Source organism: Litoreibacter sp., assembly GCF_058136045.1.
On record NZ_JBYVDD010000003.1, the window covers coordinates 301159 to 317645 of the forward strand.

General features: G+C 58.4%; 13 protein-coding genes. 8 read left to right on the plus strand and 5 right to left on the minus strand.

Annotated features, from left to right (window positions below):
* Positions 1 to 10: 10 nt before the first annotated feature.
* Entirely contained in the window at positions 11 to 1228 is a 1218-nt protein-coding gene (locus tag AC3Y7R_RS02820) for a winged helix-turn-helix domain-containing protein (RefSeq protein WP_490040486.1), read from the minus strand.
* A 98-nt stretch (positions 1229 to 1326) separates the two neighbouring features.
* Here AC3Y7R_RS02820 and AC3Y7R_RS02825 point away from each other — a divergent pair, with 98 nt between their 5' ends.
* Positions 1327 to 2088, plus strand: a complete 762-nt coding sequence (locus AC3Y7R_RS02825; protein WP_490040487.1) for an SDR family NAD(P)-dependent oxidoreductase — start codon at positions 1327 to 1329, stop codon at positions 2086 to 2088.
* Positions 2085 to 3272 (plus strand): FAD-dependent monooxygenase, encoded by a 1188-nt coding sequence (locus AC3Y7R_RS02830; RefSeq protein ID WP_490040488.1) that lies wholly within the window; start codon positions 2085 to 2087, stop codon positions 3270 to 3272. Before AC3Y7R_RS02825 ends, AC3Y7R_RS02830 begins: the two co-directional genes overlap by 4 nt.
* A 465-nt stretch (positions 3273 to 3737) precedes the next feature.
* Here the strand turns inward: AC3Y7R_RS02830 and AC3Y7R_RS02835 are convergent, their stop codons facing one another.
* The 3 genes from AC3Y7R_RS02835 to AC3Y7R_RS02845 are packed head-to-tail and all read right to left on the minus strand — an operon-like array spanning position 3738 to position 7084.
* A complete protein-coding gene (locus AC3Y7R_RS02835) occupies positions 3738 to 4721 on the minus strand; it encodes a glucokinase (protein ID WP_490040489.1) in 984 nt (327 codons plus the stop codon).
* Between the two features lie 6 nt (positions 4722 to 4727).
* Complete coding sequence (locus tag AC3Y7R_RS02840) at positions 4728 to 6041, minus strand: GH1 family beta-glucosidase (protein WP_490040490.1); 1314 nt, start codon at positions 6039 to 6041, stop codon at positions 4728 to 4730.
* The gene (locus AC3Y7R_RS02845) at positions 6041 to 7084 is read right to left on the minus strand and encodes a substrate-binding domain-containing protein (RefSeq protein WP_490040970.1); all 1044 of its coding nucleotides are present in this window, start codon (positions 7082 to 7084) and stop codon (positions 6041 to 6043) included. The genes AC3Y7R_RS02840 and AC3Y7R_RS02845 overlap by 1 nt, the downstream gene beginning before the upstream one ends.
* Before the next feature lie 283 nt (positions 7085 to 7367).
* On the opposite strand from AC3Y7R_RS02845, the gene AC3Y7R_RS02850 reads away from it, so the two are divergent.
* The 5 genes from AC3Y7R_RS02850 (at position 7368) to AC3Y7R_RS02870 (ending at position 14040) form a co-directional block, all read left to right on the plus strand.
* A complete protein-coding gene (locus tag AC3Y7R_RS02850; RefSeq protein ID WP_490040491.1) occupies positions 7368 to 8723 on the plus strand; it encodes an ABC transporter substrate-binding protein in 1356 nt (451 codons plus the stop codon).
* 376 nt (positions 8724 to 9099) lie between these two features.
* Positions 9100 to 10119, plus strand: a complete 1020-nt coding sequence (locus AC3Y7R_RS02855; protein WP_490040971.1) for a carbohydrate ABC transporter permease — start codon at positions 9100 to 9102, stop codon at positions 10117 to 10119.
* On the plus strand, positions 10119 to 11243 hold the full coding sequence (locus AC3Y7R_RS02860) for a carbohydrate ABC transporter permease (RefSeq protein ID WP_490040492.1): 1125 nt from the start codon (positions 10119 to 10121) through the stop codon (positions 11241 to 11243). Before AC3Y7R_RS02855 ends, AC3Y7R_RS02860 begins: the two co-directional genes overlap by 1 nt.
* Positions 11244 to 11264: 21 nt before the next feature.
* Positions 11265 to 12917 (plus strand): beta-galactosidase BglA, encoded by a 1653-nt coding sequence (gene bglA / locus AC3Y7R_RS02865; RefSeq protein ID WP_490040493.1) that lies wholly within the window; start codon positions 11265 to 11267, stop codon positions 12915 to 12917.
* A 16-nt stretch (positions 12918 to 12933) separates the two neighbouring features.
* Positions 12934 to 14040 (plus strand): ABC transporter ATP-binding protein, encoded by a 1107-nt coding sequence (locus tag AC3Y7R_RS02870; protein ID WP_490040494.1) that lies wholly within the window; start codon positions 12934 to 12936, stop codon positions 14038 to 14040.
* Here the strand turns inward: AC3Y7R_RS02870 and AC3Y7R_RS02875 are convergent.
* A complete protein-coding gene (locus tag AC3Y7R_RS02875) occupies positions 14037 to 14507 on the minus strand; it encodes a GNAT family N-acetyltransferase (protein WP_490040495.1) in 471 nt (156 codons plus the stop codon). The genes AC3Y7R_RS02870 and AC3Y7R_RS02875 overlap by 4 nt on opposite strands.
* A gap of 106 nt (positions 14508 to 14613) precedes the next feature.
* On the opposite strand from AC3Y7R_RS02875, the gene edd reads away from it, so the two are divergent.
* A complete protein-coding gene (gene edd / locus AC3Y7R_RS02880) occupies positions 14614 to 16419 on the plus strand; it encodes a phosphogluconate dehydratase (protein ID WP_490040496.1) in 1806 nt (601 codons plus the stop codon).
* Positions 16420 to 16487: the final 68 nt, after the last annotated feature.

Here is a 16487-nt window from a genome sequence, read left to right on the forward strand (position 1 = left end):
CTCAGGTTGTTCAACGGGGCGCCGTAATCGCCGGTTTTTCCTTCAGCCAATCCGCTGCAAAATCAATGTCAGAGACCCCGGACAGGCGGGTACTGTGCTTAACCGCTGTTTTTAGGGATTTGATCCGGCCAGAGCCCATGCCCACGCCGCTTTCGGGCCAAAATGCGCGAACATTCATCACATCTCCCGCCCGATCGGCCTTCATATCCAGCCGCCCGATCAACCGATCCCCCTCGAGCACGGGGAAGACGTAATAGCCGTATTGCCGTTTGGCAGCGGGCACGAAAACCTCGATGCGATAGTGAAACCCAAACAGGCGTTCGGTCCGTTTTCGGTCGCGCAGGGCAGGGTCAAACGGGGATAAAATCCGAATGCGGCTGGTCGGCTCCTGCATGGCGAAGTCCAAAACCCCGACGCGTGCGAACGAGCGGCGGGGTTTGCCCGTCGCGGTTTCCAACATCACCTCTTGTAGCCGTCCTGCTGCCAGCTCTTGCTTGCACCATGCGCGTGCCTCAGCCGGGGTCACAAGGTCCCAGAATGCGGCGATTTCACCCGATGTTGCAAAGCCCAGCTTGTCCATCGCGATGTTGCAGGCGTGCTCGACCGTCTCCTCGGGGGCGCATTGCGCGTTGAGGTGGTGCGCGGGGATCACCCGCTCGGTCAGGTCGTAGAATTTGCGAAACCCTTCGCGCCGCGTTACCGATAACTTCCCCGCGCGCCACAGATACTCCAACGCGGTCTTGGACGGGTGCCAATCCCACCACCCGCCGGACCCTTTCTTCTCACCTGCGCCCACATCCGAGGAGCAACAGGGGCCATGATCCGATATCTGTTTGAGAACAGCGTCGAATTTTGCCTCAAACCCGTCGCGGTGCCAGTTTTTGTAGCGCACCCGCAAAGTCTGCGCATCCCGTGCGAATTTCAAACGCCAATGGATGAAATTATCCATGTGAATGGCCGAGGCATCATGGGTCCAATGCTCAAACACCTGCCGCTCAGCCAGCAATTGATCCAGCGCCTTGGGCCGGTAACTGGTGCGCCGCGTGTGCAAAATCATGTGGTGAGCCCGTGCCACCGTGTTGATGCTATCAAGCTGCACAAAGGTCAAATCATGCAATAAACGCTGCAAACCCTCGCCTTCACCCGCGCCGATCGGGGTTTCACACAGGCGATGTCGCGCAAGGTGGTGCTGGCGCACAATAGGCAGTGGGATCAGGGGTAGGGTCATAACGGGCCTTCCTAGCGATGTTTTGCCACTATGCGCAGCACAGGCCTTTCGCGCCACCCGTAACCTGCTAGTCTGCCTCAAAATTTAGGGGAAAGCAGATGGATATTTCACAAACAGTTGCCGTGGTTAGCGGCGGAGCATCAGGCCTTGGGGCCGCGTCTGCGCGGGCAATCGTGGCAGGCGGGGGGCGGGTGGTCTTGCTGGACCGAGACGCGACACGCGGTGCGGCTATGGCATCTGATCTGGGCGAAAACGCGCGCTTTGCACAGGCCGACGTGACGTCTGCGGATTCGGTTGAGACCGCGCGTGACTTTGCCCTTTCCGAGTTCGGAAAGATCACCGCTGCCGTCAATTGCGCAGGCGTTGCGACCGCGGCAAAAACCGTTGGCCGCGAGGGCGCACATCCTTTGGCCGAGTTTCAGCGCACCATTGATATCAATTTGGTGGGCAGCTTTAACGTCTGCCGTTTGGCCGCCGAGGCCATGCAAGATAACGCACCAAATGCCGATGGCGAGCGCGGGGTTTTGATCAATACCGCCTCGGTTGCGGCATTCGATGGCCAAAAGGGCCAGCCTGCCTATGCGGCCTCCAAGGGGGGCATCGCGGCGATGAGCCTGCCCATGGCGCGCGATCTGGCCAATATCGGCGTGCGCTCCATGGCTATCGCGCCGGGCCTGTTTCTGACACCTATGCTGGAGGGGCTTCCCGAAGCGGCTCAAGAGGCGCTCGCAAGTCAGCCGTTATTTCCGCAACGTCTTGGAAAACCTTCTGAATTTGGCAGCCTTGTGGCCTTTATTATCGGCGCGGCCTACCTGAACGGATCGACCATTCGCCTTGATGGCGGCATTCGTTTGCCATGACTAAACGGCGCGCAGTCATCGCAGGAGGCGGCATCGGCGGGCTGGCGTGCGGGCTGGCTTTGGCGCGCAATGGCTGGGACGTTGAGGTGCTGGAACAGGCCCCGAAACTGGCCGAAGTCGGGGCTGGCATCCAGGTTAGCCCCAACGGGATGGCGGTGCTTGACCGGCTTGGGATAACGCCGCTGATTGAGGATGCACTGTTCGAGCCAGAGGCCATCGAGTTGCGTATGGGGCGCTCTGGGCGGCGCATTTTCCGGCTGCCGATGAAAGGCTATGCCCAAAACAGGTGGGGCAATCGCTTCATCCAGATCCACCGTGCCGATTTGCATGATGCTTTGGCGCAGGCTTTGCGCGCGGAGCCATCGGCGCAGTTGCGCACCGGTGCAAAAATTACGGGCTACGTGCGCGAACGTGGCGGGGCCTCGGTCTACCTAGAGCGTGGCGAGCGGGTCTTTGGCGATGTGCTGATCGGCGCCGACGGTGTGCGCTCGGAAATCCGCCAGCAAATGTGTGGCCCTGACCGCGCGCGCTTCACTGGCAATGTTGCGTGGCGCTCGGTGGTGCCGGTTAGCGCCCTTGGGGACAACGCGCCGCCGCCCTTTGGCGTTATCTGGGCAGGGCGTGGCAAACATGCTGTGACCACCCGCGTGAAAGGCGGCACGCACGTTAATTTCGTCGGTATTGTCGAGCAAGATAGCTGGACCGAGGAGGGCTGGTCGATCCCCGGCTCAATCGAGGATGCATTGGCAGATTTTGGCGACTGGCAGCCCTGCTTGCGCGCCGTGTTGGAGGCCTCGGAGGGCTTGTTTCGCTGGGCGCTTTATGGCCGCCCGCCTTTGGCCTCGTGGTGCGATGGGCCGGTGACCTTATTGGGCGATGCGGCCCATCCGATGCTGCCCTCTATGGCGCAAGGGGCAGTGCAGGCGCTGGAGGATGCGGTGGTCTTGGCGGATATACTGGAGGGGGATATGGACCGCGACCGCGCCCTGAAATCCTATGAGGCCCTGCGCAAGCCGCGGGTGAGGCGGGTGCAGGCCCGCTCTGCCAATAATCTACGCATGTTTCACCGCCAAAACATGGTGTCCCAGATAGCAACTTACGGGCCAATGGCGATTGCGCAGCGGCTGTCGCCGAGTTTGATACATCGACAGCAAGATTGGATTTATCAAGTTAATTCAACTTGATACAATAAAGTATTCATGTGATTTTCCATGCCCGTCTGAGGCTGGTTGGGGCTGGGCTGGGCCATGTTTGGGCCTCGGCGCAGGGGAGAGCTACGCCGAGGGTCTGAACGCTATGGCACACTGGGGACGATGCTGGGAGCATCATATGGTACGTGCCTTAACGCGGGTTGTGATGCCCGACGGCCTGCAAAGGGGTAATCCTCGTCGAAAGCAGCGCAGCCGGGCGGCAAGTAGAGTTACGTCATAAAACAAGCGACGAAAAATTGCCGCCTATGAAAAAACTCTGCGCGATTGCGGGGACACAGATCAAGAAGAGAGTTAACCTCACGTAAAGGTCTGAAAAAATATGCATTAATTACAGTTGGTTGGCGGGTGTGAATAAGGTGTGAAACTAAATTCACAGATGTAATTAAGCTGGAATTAGTAAAACAGTGTCTCAAACACGATGCTGGCTGGGGGCAAAACTTAGTCGAAAGACGCCAGATATGTCGCGCAGCCAGTTAGGGCTGCGTAGTCGTCCTCAATCACCCCAACCTCAAAACCTTCCATAAACCCGGCGAAGCGACCTTTGTCGCGAAACGCCTCGGCGAACCCCAAGTTGGTGAAGTGACGCGCAAAGGCCCGAGCCACGCCACCAGCAAAGAAAACTCCGCCAAAGGGCAGGTGGATAAGGGTCAAATTACCGGTAACAGTGCCAAGCATTCGCACGAACATGGCGGCGGCTTCGGCAGCGCGCGGGTCGGTTCCCGCCTCGTATCCCGCCATAATATCAGCCGCACGGGCCTCACGCGGATCTCCCGCCTCGCTGCCCAGCCAGGCATAAACCCGCTCCAAGCCACGGCCTGACAGCATTTCCTCCACCGCCGGAAAGCCATGGGCCGTCTCGAAATGCTGTGCCAGCCGCACTTCTGCCTCTGTGCGCAGGGGCAAATTCGCGTGGCCACTTTCCGAGGGCGGGATGTGGCGACCAGCCCGTGTTTCATAGACCGGAGCGATATTAAAGCCGGTGCCCACACCCACCACCAACTTGGTGGCCATCGGGTCTTGCGCTGCGGCTCTGTCGGTGCCCGTCGCGGCAACAAGCGGGGTGATTGCCCCATCAGGCAACGCGCCTAAGGCATAGCCTTGGGCTTGTAAGTCATTGAGAAGGCATGTTGTTTCGGCCTTGGTCGCACGGGCCAACGTTTCTTCGTCGATCTCCCAGTCAAGGTTGGTCATGGTGCCACGACCATCCTTGACCGGCCCGGCCAAAGCAACACAGGCCCCTTTGCAATCCACATCATGGGTGTCGATAAAGGCGTGCAGGACCGTTTCCAGATCCGGATGATCGGCATTTGCGTAGCGGGTCACCGTGTCGGTTAACAGGCGTGTTCCCTCGGCCAAGGCAACGCGGGTGTTGGTGCCACCAATATCGGCCACAAGGGAGTAGGTATCTGCGGGATGTTTCATCTGGATTCAGGCTTTCAAGGCGCGGGCTAATGCGTGGTATGATGCTTTGGGTTTGCGCTCAAGGGTCTCGAAGTCCACATGTACCAATCCAAAGCGTTTTTCATAGCCTAAGGCCCACTCGTAATTGTCTAATAGGGACCAGAAGGTATAGCCTTTTAGCGGCACCCCCTCGGCAATGGCTGTGCGGGCGGCACCAAGGTGCTGGTTTAGATAGTCGATGCGCGCCACGTCAGGCGCATCGGGCGTGTCAGGGTTTGCCATACCGTTTTCGGTTATATAAAGCGGCAAGCCCTTCGTGTAATTTTCATGCACCCACGTTAGGAAATAATGCAGGCCTTGCGGGTATATCTCCCAGCCCATCTGTGTTTTCGGCAGGGGGCCTGCAACTTCACAATGGCCGGGCCAAGCATCCCCCGATGCCCCGATCCGCTTGCAGGTATAGTAATTTAGCCCCAACCAGTCGAGCGGCTGCCCGATAAGGTCAAAGTCACTCTCCCAACCTTTCGGCATATGGGGGGCCAACCCCTCCATCACATTTGCAGGGTATTCCCCTTTAAAGAGGCCGCCCAAAAAGAACCGGTTGTAATGGCCATCATATATGGCCGCCGCAGTCCGGTCTGCATCGCAATCAACGGCCGGATGGGCGTATTCAAAGTTGCACACAGCCCCTACGTTTTGAACGCCCAAAGATCGCAAAACCTCTACCGCGCGGCCATGGGCGCATAAAATGTGGTGCATGGCATGGGCGGTGGCGCGAATATCACGCAGGCCGGGGGCGTGGTGGCCTTCAAAATGGCTCAACCAGCCGACACACCAAGGCTCGTTCACCGGCGCGACCGAGAACATTCGGTCCCCGATGCGCTCCATGATAACTTGGGTGTAATCGGCAAACCACTTGGGCAGGTCCGGGTTGCGCCAGCCGCCTAAATCCGCCAGCGCGGAGGGCAACTCCCAATGATACAGCGTCGCCATTGGCTTCAGGTTGCGCTCCAGCATGGCATCCACAAGGCGGTCGTAGAAATCCAACCCTTCAGGGTTTGGCGTGCCGCGCCCCTCGGGTAAAACCCGCGCCCAAGAGGTGGAAAAGCGGTAGGCATCCAAGCCCATCGCCGCCATCAGGTCCAGATCCTCCTCATAGCGGTGGTAGTGATCACACGCCCGCGCGCCAGTTTCCGCGCGCACAACATTGCCCGGTGTTTGGGCGAAATCATCCCAATGGGTGCGCCCTGCGCCGCCGAAAGCATGGCCCTCAATTTGATAGGCAGAGGTGGCGGCGGCAAAGAGGAAGCCGTCGGGAAAGTCAGAGCGGTTGTGCTGCATTATATGTTTTCTCTAGGGGCGCGAGGGGCAGGGCCGGTGGACTGGCCAACAACCAATTCGGCCTCCCATAATTCAGTCAACGGGGTGTCTGTGGGGTATTCAATCTGGTGCATCAACATTTCACCACACCGCCGCCCCGCATTTCGCACAGAGGAGCGTGTCGCGGTGAAAATGGGTGATCCGGCGCCGTTTGGAAGGTAGGAAAGTTCATCATCAAAGCATATGATTGATATGTCTTTTCCTATGGTTAGGCCGCGTTCTTCAACTGCGCGACGCACCCCAAGCGCGGGGATGAGCGAAGAGGTGATGATTGCGGTCGGTGCATCCGCAAGGTCCAGCATTTCGCAGGTTTTTGCGTAGCCAAACGGCTCGGTCATCTCGAAGGAATGCAGTAAAGCCGGATCCTCAGCCAACCCGCGCGCGTCCAGCGCACAGCGATACCCGTCGCGCCTGCGCATGGCAAAATCCATATCCTCAATGCCGTTGATCAGGGCAATTCGGGTATGGCCAAGGTCCAGCAAAAAGTCCGTGGCGCGGCGCAAGGCAGAGCGGTTGTTCACGTCCAGCCAGCTATAGAGGCAGGTGCAATTACTGGACCGACCATGCACAACAAAGGGCAGCCCAAGGCCTTGCAGCAGGGGGATGCGCTCGTCGTCAATGCGTGGCCCGTGCACAATAACGCCATCCACCATGCCAGTTTCCGCCAGTCGGGTGTAGGCGGCGGTCTCGCTTTCGTCGTCCACCACCGAGACCCGCATATCATAGCCGTGTTTGGCATAGACCTCGCCAGCGCCGGCGATGAAATCCGAGAAAACACAGTTTACCATCTCGTGTTGGTTCGAGAGCGGTATCACGTGGCCAATAGACATAGTGCGCCCGGTGGCTAGGCTTTTGGCGCGGGTGTTGGGGCGGTAGTTATGGGCCGCGGCGGCCTCTGTTACGCGCTTACGGGTGGCTTCCTTGACCTCAGGAAAGCCGTTCAGCGCCCGGCTCACCGTGGTTTGGGACAGGCCCAAAATATCCGATAGCTCACGCAGATTCATAGATTCCATTTCCCGAATTCAAGGCCAAAGCGCTTTGAGGAATAGTTTGATTCTTAGGGGCATAACCGGGCGACGTCAAAGAGGAAATGAAGTTTCCAATCAGAGTTCACATGAGAGTTTACAGTATAAAGCGTAATTAATAAGCAATTTTTCAGAGAAATCGTTGACAGATGCACGTTGCTTTGCAAGTTTAACAGGTATTCAAAGCGCTTTGGAAGCGATTCTACAGCGCAAAGAGACAAAATTAGGCGGCGCAGCACGCGCCGACGCTTGGGAGGAAACCATGAAATCAAGTCTTTACACCTCAGTCGCCATTGTCGCGCTGAGCAGTGTTGCCGCATTCGCTGACGGTCATCTGTCTTTTGGCACTGACGGGGGCGACTTTACGTGGGGCAGCTACAATGACTTCGCCGCTGCCACAGATTTGACAGGTCAGACCTTGACCATGACCGGCCCATGGACAGGCGCAGAAAAAGAAAAGGTCGAGAAAATCCTCGCCTATTTCGCTGCTGCGACAGGGGTCGAGACCAACTATTCCGGCTCCGACAGCTTTGAGCAGGACATCGTGGTGTCTGCGCGCTCTGGCTCCGCCCCCAACCTTGCGGTTTTCCCCCAGCCCGGACTGGCCGCCGATCTGGCAAGCCAAGGTCTGCTGACACCGTTGGCCGCTGGCACTGGCGACTGGATCAAGGAAAACTATGCCGCGGGTCAATCATGGGTTGATCTGGGCACTTACGCCGACAAAGCTGGCACCGATCAGTTGTTTGGCATGTTCTACCGCGTCGATTTGAAGTCGCTGGTTTGGTATTCCCCCGAAGCCTTTGACGAGGGCGGCTACGAGATACCCGAAACCATGGAAGAGCTGAAAACCCTGACCGACCAGATCGTCACGGACGGCGGCACGCCTTGGTGCATCGGGCTAGGATCAGGTGCCGCCACTGGCTGGCCCGCGACCGATTGGGTCGAGGACCTGATGTTGCGCACTGCCAGCCCGGCGGATTATGATGCTTGGGTGACCAACGAGATGAAGTTCAACGACCCTAAGGTCGTCGCTGCCATCGAGGAATTCGGCTATTTCGCGCGCAATGACGCCTATGTTGACGGCGGTGCTTCGGCTGTGGCCAGCACCGACTTCCGCGACAGCCCGACGGGTTTGTTCTCCATCCCGCAGAAATGCTACATGCACCGTCAGGCGTCCTTCATCCCGGCCTTCTTCCCGGAAGGCACTGTAATGGGCGAGGATGCGGACTTCTTCTACTTCCCGTCTTATGCCAGCAAAGATCTGGGTAAGCCGGTTTTGGGGGCAGGGACCGTGTTGGCGATCACTAACCCATCTGACACGGCCAATGCGATGATCGACTTCCTAAAGCTGCCCATCGCGCATGAGATGTGGATGGCTCAGGGCGGGTTCTTGACGCCACACGCTGGTGTCAACACGGCGACCTATGCCGATGACACCCTGCGTGCGCAGGGTGATATTTTGCTCAACGCCACGACCTTCCGCTTTGATGCATCTGACCTGATGCCCGGCGAGATTGGCGCGGGCGCGTTCTGGACCGGAATGGTGGATTACGTCACCGGTAAAGACGCGACCGAGGTTGCCAAAGGCATCCAAGACCGCTGGGACGCAATCCAGTAGGTCAATGAATGCGGGATGCGGCGCAACTGCCGCCGCATCCCGACCAAAAACTGCCATTACCTGATCAAATACACTATGCCTACGACCCAAGCGAGGAGCCGCGCACGCGTTCCTCGGGTCAGAGTTGCACAATTTTTTCACCCGGAGGACCAGAGCCATGTCACCGCTGCTCCAAGGAATTTTAACCGTCTTTATCGGCGTTGGCGGCTGTGTTGGATACTTCCTTCTCTCCAACATGTTCATCGACAAAGTGCTATTCCGCCCCGTGGCCGTGGACGCTGCGACCACACAAAAGCGCCGCATTATCGGCCTTGGAGCCATGGTCTTGGTTTTGATGCTGCTGGCGGGCGCATTGGCCTTCATTTTGAATTCGGTCTTGCCGCCAAGCATCGTCGCCATTCTTGTGACCCCTATCGCCAGCCTTTTGGCTTTTGCGCAATGGGTGGGCGGGTCTTGGGGCGTTGGAATTCTCGCGGTGGCCCTCTTTATCATCATAGTCTTTGCGCCTTGGGCGTGGCTGCCCAAACGTGCAGTGACTTTGGGTGAAAACATCAACCGTGCCAACCTGATCCGCCCATGGCTGTTCCTTGCGCCCGGCCTCTCGGCCCTGACGCTTTATCTGGTCTATCCGGTGGTTGGTTCCTTCTACCGCTCGCTGTTTAACCGCAGCGGTGACGAGTTTATCGGCTTTGGCAATTACCGCATCATGTTCAGCGATGACACCTTCCAAACCGCGCTGTTCAACAACTTCCTTTGGGTGCTTATCGTACCTGCTGGCGCCACGTTCCTAGGCCTGTTGGTGGCACAGTTAACCGATCGGTTGTCATGGGGTAACATCGCGAAATCGCTGATCTTTATGCCGATGGCGATCTCTTTTGTCGGGGCATCGCTGATCTGGAAATTTGTCTACGCCAACAACCCAGACATCGGCCTGATCAACGCCATCCGCGATACCTTTGGCGCAGGCCCGATTGACCCGCTGCAACTGCCGTTCTGGAATAATTTCTTCTTGATGTTTATCTTGATCTGGATCCAAACGGGCTTTGCTATGGTCATCCTTTCCGCCGCTCTGCGCGGTATCCCGGAGGAGACCATCGAGGCCGCAATTATCGACGGTGCGAACCCGTTCCAAGTATTTTTCCGCATCAAAATTCCGCAGATCATGGGCACGATTGTGGTGGTTTGGACCACGGTGACCATCCTCGTGTTGAAGGTGTTTGATATCGTCTACACCATGACCGGCGGCAACTTTGGTACTGAGATTTTGCCCAGTTACATGATGAGCTACATGTTCCGCGATGACGGGCGCGCCACGGCGGTGGCCTTTGTAATCATGCTGATCGTGCTGCCGGTGATGATCTGGAACATTCGCGAATCCCGTAAGGAGATGAGATAATGGATAACATTGCAGGAACCAAATCCTCGCTGTCTTGGGCCGTTAACATCTCGGTGGTGCTGCTGATCGTCATCTGGCTGGTCCCGACCTTGGGGTTGTTGGTGTCGTCGTTTCGTGACCGCGACCAGATTACCGCTACGGGGTGGTGGAAAGCGCCCTTCGCTGTGGAGCAAAACTTCAAAGTCAAAGCCTCAATGGATAAGTTAAGCCAAGAGGCCGAGGTGCGGGTTCTTTCGGGAAATGTCTTTGAGGATGGCGCGGGCACCGTGGTGCGTTTTGGCGGTAAACGCTCGGCCCCGACAGAGCTCGCCGCAGGCGAAACAGCTAAATTAACGAAGGGGCGCGCGCTTACGGTCTACGCGGATGGTCGCTATGATTACCGGTCCCCTGTGGACATCAAACGGCCCCCGTCAATCTACTTTTCGGCCTCCACGCCGCCAAGTTTCTCGCTTGATAATTACCGCACGATTATGGCTTCCGACAATATGGACCTGGCTTTTATCAACACGCTGACGGTGACCATTCCGGCCACAATCATCCCGATCCTGATCGCGGCTTTTGCAGCCTATGCGCTTGCGTGGATGGACTTTGCGGGCAGGGGGTTCCTTATTGCCTTGGTCGTGGGGCTACTGGTCGTGCCGCTGCAACTGGCCCTCGTACCACTGCTGACATTGCACAATAAAGTCGGTATCGGCCAAAGCTTTCTGGGCATCTGGATGGCGCATACCGGCTTCGGGCTGCCGCTGGCGATATACCTGCTGCGCAACTATATGGTCGGCCTGCCGCGTGATATTATCGAGAGCGCCAAAGTCGACGGGGCTACCGATTTTCAGGTCTTCACCAAAATCGTGCTGCCGCTTAGTTTTCCGGCGTTGGCCAGCTTTGCGATCTTCCAATTCCTGTGGACATGGAACGATTTGCTGGTGGCCAAAGTGTTCTTGCCGTCGAACTCCGAGAGCTGGGTGATGACCGTCAAAATCGCAGACGATCTGCTCGGCTCCAAGGGCGGCGACTGGGGTATTCTGGCCGCGGCGGCGTTCATTTCCATCGCCGTGCCACTGCTCGTGTTCTTTACAATGCAACGCTACCTCGTGCGCGGCCTGCTGGCCGGCTCGGTAAAATAAACTGACAACCAAGAGATGACTATGAGCCAAATAGACCCAAAACTGAAAGCCCTCACCAGCGCGGATGCAGACTGGTGGCGCGGGGCGGTGATCTACCAGATTTACCCGCGCAGCTTTCAAGACAGCAACGGCGATGGCGTCGGAGATTTGCCCGGAATCACCCAGCGGTTGCCCTACATCGCGTCGCTTGGCGTGGATGCAATCTGGATCAGCCCGTTCTTTACCTCGCCGATGAAAGACTTCGGCTACGATGTCAGCGATTACTGCGACGTTGACCCGATGTTTGGTCAATTGGCGGATTTCGACACGTTGGTCGCCGCGGCGCATCAAAACGGCCTCAAGGTGATGATTGATCTGGTGCTTTCGCACACCTCCGACCAGCACCCGTGGTTTAAGGAAAGCCGTGTCAGTCGCGACAACCCACGCGCCGATTGGTATGTCTGGGCCGACCCGAAACCTGACGGCACGCCGCCCAACAACTGGCTGTCAATTTTCGGTGGGCCTGCGTGGCACTGGGATGGCCGTCGCGAGCAATATTACCTGCATAATTTCCTCGCCACACAGCCTGACCTGAACTTCCACAACCCCGATGTGCAAGACGCGCTTCTTGACGCCACACGGTTTTGGCTGGATCGCGGTGTGGATGGGTTCCGCCTTGATACGATCAATTTTTACTTTGCCGACAAGCAGTTGCGCGACAATCCCGCTTTGCCGCTTGAGGATCGCAACGCCACGATTGCGCCCTCGGTGAACCCCTATAATCATCAAGAGCACCTCTATTCCAAGAACCAGCCCGAGAACCTTGCCTTCCTCAAACGCTACCGTGCGTTGCTGGACCAATACCCCGCCACCACCACCGTGGGCGAGGTCGGGGATGCACAACGCGGCTTGGAGTTGCTGGGCGAATATACCGCCGGGGATGATCTGGTTCATATGTGCTATGCCTTTGAATTCCTTGCCAAAGACAAGCTCACCGCCACACGTGTCGCGGACACCATGTCGCGTCTGGATCAAGCCGCGCCAGACGGCTGGGCGTGCTGGGCGTTCTCCAACCACGATGTGATGCGCCATGTGACCCGCTGGGATCTGACGCCAGCGGCGCATCGCTGCTATACCTCGATGATGATGGGGCTGCGCGGCTCGCTGTGCCTGTATCAAGGCGAGGAGCTGGGCCTGCCAGAAGCCGACGTACCATTTGAGGACCTGCAAGACCCATATGGCATAGAGTTTTGGCCCGAGTTTAAGGGCCGAGATGGCTGCCGCACGCCAATGGTTTGGGAGCCATCCAACCAAAACGGTGGCTTTACCGAGGCCACGCCTTGGCTGCCCGTTAGCCATGATCACGTCATGCGCTCGGTCGAGGCTCAAGAGGCCGACCCGGCGGCCCCCTTGCACCATTACCGCCGGGCACTGAAATTTCGCCACGCCCATTTGGCGCTGGTGAAAGGCGATTGTCGCGATATGCGTGCGCAAGGCGACGTGCTTAGTTTCATTCGGAGCCAAGGCAGCCAGAGCATTTTCTGCGCCTTCAATCTGTCCGACACACCATCCACGATCGAGATGCCCGCAGGGGCATGGGCTGCGATCGGGGGCGAGCTTGGCTCGACCGGCGCTGCGCCAGATAACAAATTACACCTTGGACCGTGGCAGGTTTGCTTCGCGCTCAAAACTTAAACAGGAGGGACACCCAATGGCAGACCTGAAACTGACAAATATCGGCAAGTCCTACGGCGGCACCATTGAAGTGCTCAAAGGTATTAATCTCGAGATTGAGACTGGCGAATTGATCGTCTTTGTTGGCCCCTCGGGCTGCGGGAAGTCCACGCTTTTGCGGATGATTGCGGGCTTGGAAAAGATCACCGCAGGCGAGTTGCAAATCGACGGTGAGGTGATGAACGACATCCCGCCCGCGCAGCGTGGCATCGCCATGGTGTTCCAATCCTACGCGCTTTACCCGCACATGACAGTGCGTGAAAACATGGCCTTCGCGCTGAAGCTGGCCAAGAAAACCCCGGCCGAGATTGACGAGGCCATCACCCGTGTTGCATCGGTTCTCCAGCTTGATGAATACCTCGATCGCCTGCCCAAAGCCCTGTCCGGCGGCCAGCGCCAGCGCGTTGCCATTGGCCGCTCTATCGTGCGTGATCCCAAAGTTTACCTGTTCGACGAGCCACTCTCGAACCTCGATGCCTCCCTGCGCGTCGCCACCCGCATCGAGATCGCACAGCTTAAGGAATCCATGCCAGACTCCACCATGATCTACGTGACCCACGACCAAGTAGAGGCCATGACGCTGGCTTCGCGCATCGTGGTTTTGGCGAACAAAGGCATCGCACAGGTCGGCACACCGCTGGACCTCTACGAGCGCCCCGAGAACGAGTTCGTCGCGCAGTTTATCGGCTCTCCGGCGATGAACCTGTTGGCGGGCGAGGTCGTGGGGACCGGCAAGGTCACAACCCTGTCGCTGCAAGACGGTAAAGGCACGATCACCTCCACTGTTCCGACTGTGGAAGGCGACATCGGCCTCAAGGTTAACGTCGGCATCCGCCCCGAGGATATGGTCGCCAGCACCGATGACGCCAACTACGCTTTCTCGGATACGGTCGCAATTGTCGAGGCTTTGGGCGAGGTGACGCAGCTCTACTTCAAAGCCCCAAGCTCCAGCGACGAGACCGACACCGTGATTGCGCGATTGCCCGGCATCCACACCGATATGCGCGGCAAAACGCTGACATTGACGGCGGATCCGGCCAAGGTTCACCTGTTCTCGGAGGGCAAGTCGCTGTTGTACCGCTAGGTGAAGGCCTTGCGAAACCGCTGCCCGGAGGCGGGCTTGCGGGCATAGCCGAGCGCGCCATAAAATGCCTGCGCCCTGTGGTTGGCGTCATTGGCCCCGATCACCATATAGCTTGCACCGTGGTCTTTGGCATAGCCCTCTGCCGCCTCGATCAAGGCGCGGCCAACACCGTGAGCACGCGCTTCGGGGTGCACAAACAGATGGTGTAAATCCATGCCACGCAGCCCGTATTGGGCCTGCGCATGGGGCATTAACAAAGCATACCCCAGCGGTTTGGACATCGCCCCATCCACGCCATCCGACCCGCGTGCAATCAGCCCAATCAACCAGCCATCCGACAGATCCCGCGCAAGGCTAGCCGTGCTCGCGCGCGCTACATCCCCGTGATGCGCCGCCAAGGCCTGCACCATGCCCAAAAGCGCCTCTGCATCTTCCGGGCCGGTTTTTGTGATGCTAAAATCAACCATAGGTGGTATTTATGACGTTACGCAGATCACTGCAATCCAAGTGATTTCTAGGGCTTTACCGTTAGCGCTAACACGACTATACGAGGCACAACACACGGAGGTCTCCATGCAGCTCAACGCCACAATCCAAGACGTCACCCAGCGGATCATCGCCCGCTCTAAGCCCACGCGCACCACCTATATGAGCCGGATGCGCCAAGCCGCCGAGGAAGGCCCGCGCCGCGCCCATCTGACCTGTGGCAACCAAGCCCACGCCTATGCGGCGATGGAGCAGGACCAAGCCCCGATGCTCGACGGGCAGGGCGGCAACCTCGGGATCGTCACCTCCTACAACGACATGCTTTCAGCGCATCAGCCGTTCAAAGATTTCCCTGATCTGATCAAGGCCACAGCCCGCGCGCATGGTGGCACCGCACAGGTTGCAGGCGGCGTGCCCGCGATGTGCGATGGTGTCACCCAAGGTCAGGTCGGCATGGAATTGTCGCTGTTTTCGCGCGACGTTATTGCGCTGTCGGCAGGCGTTGCCCTTAGCCATAACACCTTTGATGCGGCCATATATTTGGGCGTTTGCGACAAGATTGTCCCCGGTCTGGTGATGGCCGCAGCAACCTTCGGCTACCTCCCCGGTATCTTCCTGCCTGCTGGTCCAATGGCCTCGGGACTTCCCAATGACGAGAAAGCCAAAGTCCGCCAGCAATTTGCAACCGGCGAGGTCGGGCGTGACAAATTAATGCAAGCCGAGATGAGTTCCTACCACTCTCCGGGCACCTGCACCTTCTATGGCACGGCCAATTCCAACCAAATGCTGATGGAATTCATGGGGCTACATTTGCCCGGCACAAGCTTCGTAAATCCCGGCACTGATATGCGCGACGCCCTGACCGCATATGGCGCCAAACGCGCCCTTGAGATGACAAACTTGGGCAATGATTACACCCCCGTGTGCGACATCCTCGACGAGAAAACCTTCGTCAACGGTCTGGTCGGGCTGATGGCCACGGGCGGCTCGACCAATCTGGTGATCCACATCATCGCCATGGCCCGCGCGGCGGGCATCATCCTTGATTTGCAAGACCTGTCCGATCTGTCCGAGGCCACGCCCCTCATGGCGCGCGTCTACCCCAACGGGCTGGCCGACGTGAACCACTTCCACGCGGCGGGCGGGCTGACCTACATGATCGGCGAGCTGCTAGCCGCAGGCCTGCTACACCCCGACACCCGCACGGTCATGGGGGGCGGCCTCGACCTCTATGCGCGAGATCCTAAACTGCGCGACGGCCAACTCACATGGGAAGATGCCCCGCGCGAAACTCAAAACGACCGCATCCTGCGCCCCGTGTCCGATCCCTTTGCCCCCGAGGGCGGCCTGAAACAACTCAAGGGAAACTTGGGCCGCGGCGTTATCAAAGTCTCCGCTGTCGCTGCCGAGCGCCACATCATCGAGGCCCCCGCGCGCATTTTCCAAACCCAAGATGCGGTCAAAGCCGCGTTTAAAGCAGGCGAATTCACCACAGACACAATCGTCGTGGTCCGCTTTCAAGGTCCCAAAGCCAACGGCATGCCGGAACTGCACGGGCTAACGCCAGTGCTGGCGGTCCTCCAGGATCGCGGCCTCAAGGTGGCGCTGGTCACCGACGGGCGCATGTCCGGCGCATCCGGCAAGGTGCCCGCCGCCATTCACGTCTGCCCCGAAGCCGTGGACGGTGGCCTCATCGGAAAACTGCAAGACGGCGACCTGATCCGCCTTGATGCCACCAAAGGTACGCTCAACGTCCTGACCAAAGGCGTTGAGACCCGCACCGCCGCCACATCCGATCTCAGCGACAACGGCCACGGCATTGGCCGCGAGTTGTTCTCGATCTTCCGCCAAACCGCTGGAACCGCAGCCGACGGGGCAGGGGTGGTGGTCTAATCCCCATCATTGTTCTAAAAATATCCCCGCCGGAGGCTCAAAATCATTAACTCCGACGCCCACCATAA

Bases quoted from the DNA above. Each gene is read 5' to 3' on its own strand.
- edd (WP_490040496.1), top strand. From the start codon at position 14,614: ATGCAGCTCAACGCCACAATCCAAGACGTCACCCAGCGGATCATCGCC.
- AC3Y7R_RS02850 (WP_490040491.1), top strand. From the start codon at position 7,368: ATGAAATCAAGTCTTTACACCTCAGTCGCCATTGTCGCGCTGAGCAGT.
- AC3Y7R_RS02825 (WP_490040487.1), top strand. From the start codon at position 1,327: ATGGATATTTCACAAACAGTTGCCGTGGTTAGCGGCGGAGCATCAGGC.
- AC3Y7R_RS02870 (WP_490040494.1), top strand. From the start codon at position 12,934: ATGGCAGACCTGAAACTGACAAATATCGGCAAGTCCTACGGCGGCACC.
- AC3Y7R_RS02840 (WP_490040490.1), bottom strand. From the start codon at position 6,041: ATGCAGCACAACCGCTCTGACTTTCCCGACGGCTTCCTCTTTGCCGCC.
- AC3Y7R_RS02820 (WP_490040486.1), bottom strand. From the start codon at position 1,228: ATGACCCTACCCCTGATCCCACTGCCTATTGTGCGCCAGCACCACCTT.
- bglA (WP_490040493.1), top strand. From the start codon at position 11,265: ATGAGCCAAATAGACCCAAAACTGAAAGCCCTCACCAGCGCGGATGCA.
- AC3Y7R_RS02845 (WP_490040970.1), bottom strand. From the start codon at position 7,084: ATGAATCTGCGTGAGCTATCGGATATTTTGGGCCTGTCCCAAACCACG.
- AC3Y7R_RS02860 (WP_490040492.1), top strand. From the start codon at position 10,119: ATGGATAACATTGCAGGAACCAAATCCTCGCTGTCTTGGGCCGTTAAC.
- AC3Y7R_RS02875 (WP_490040495.1), bottom strand. From the start codon at position 14,507: ATGGTTGATTTTAGCATCACAAAAACCGGCCCGGAAGATGCAGAGGCG.
- AC3Y7R_RS02830 (WP_490040488.1), top strand. From the start codon at position 2,085: ATGACTAAACGGCGCGCAGTCATCGCAGGAGGCGGCATCGGCGGGCTG.
- AC3Y7R_RS02835 (WP_490040489.1), bottom strand. From the start codon at position 4,721: ATGAAACATCCCGCAGATACCTACTCCCTTGTGGCCGATATTGGTGGC.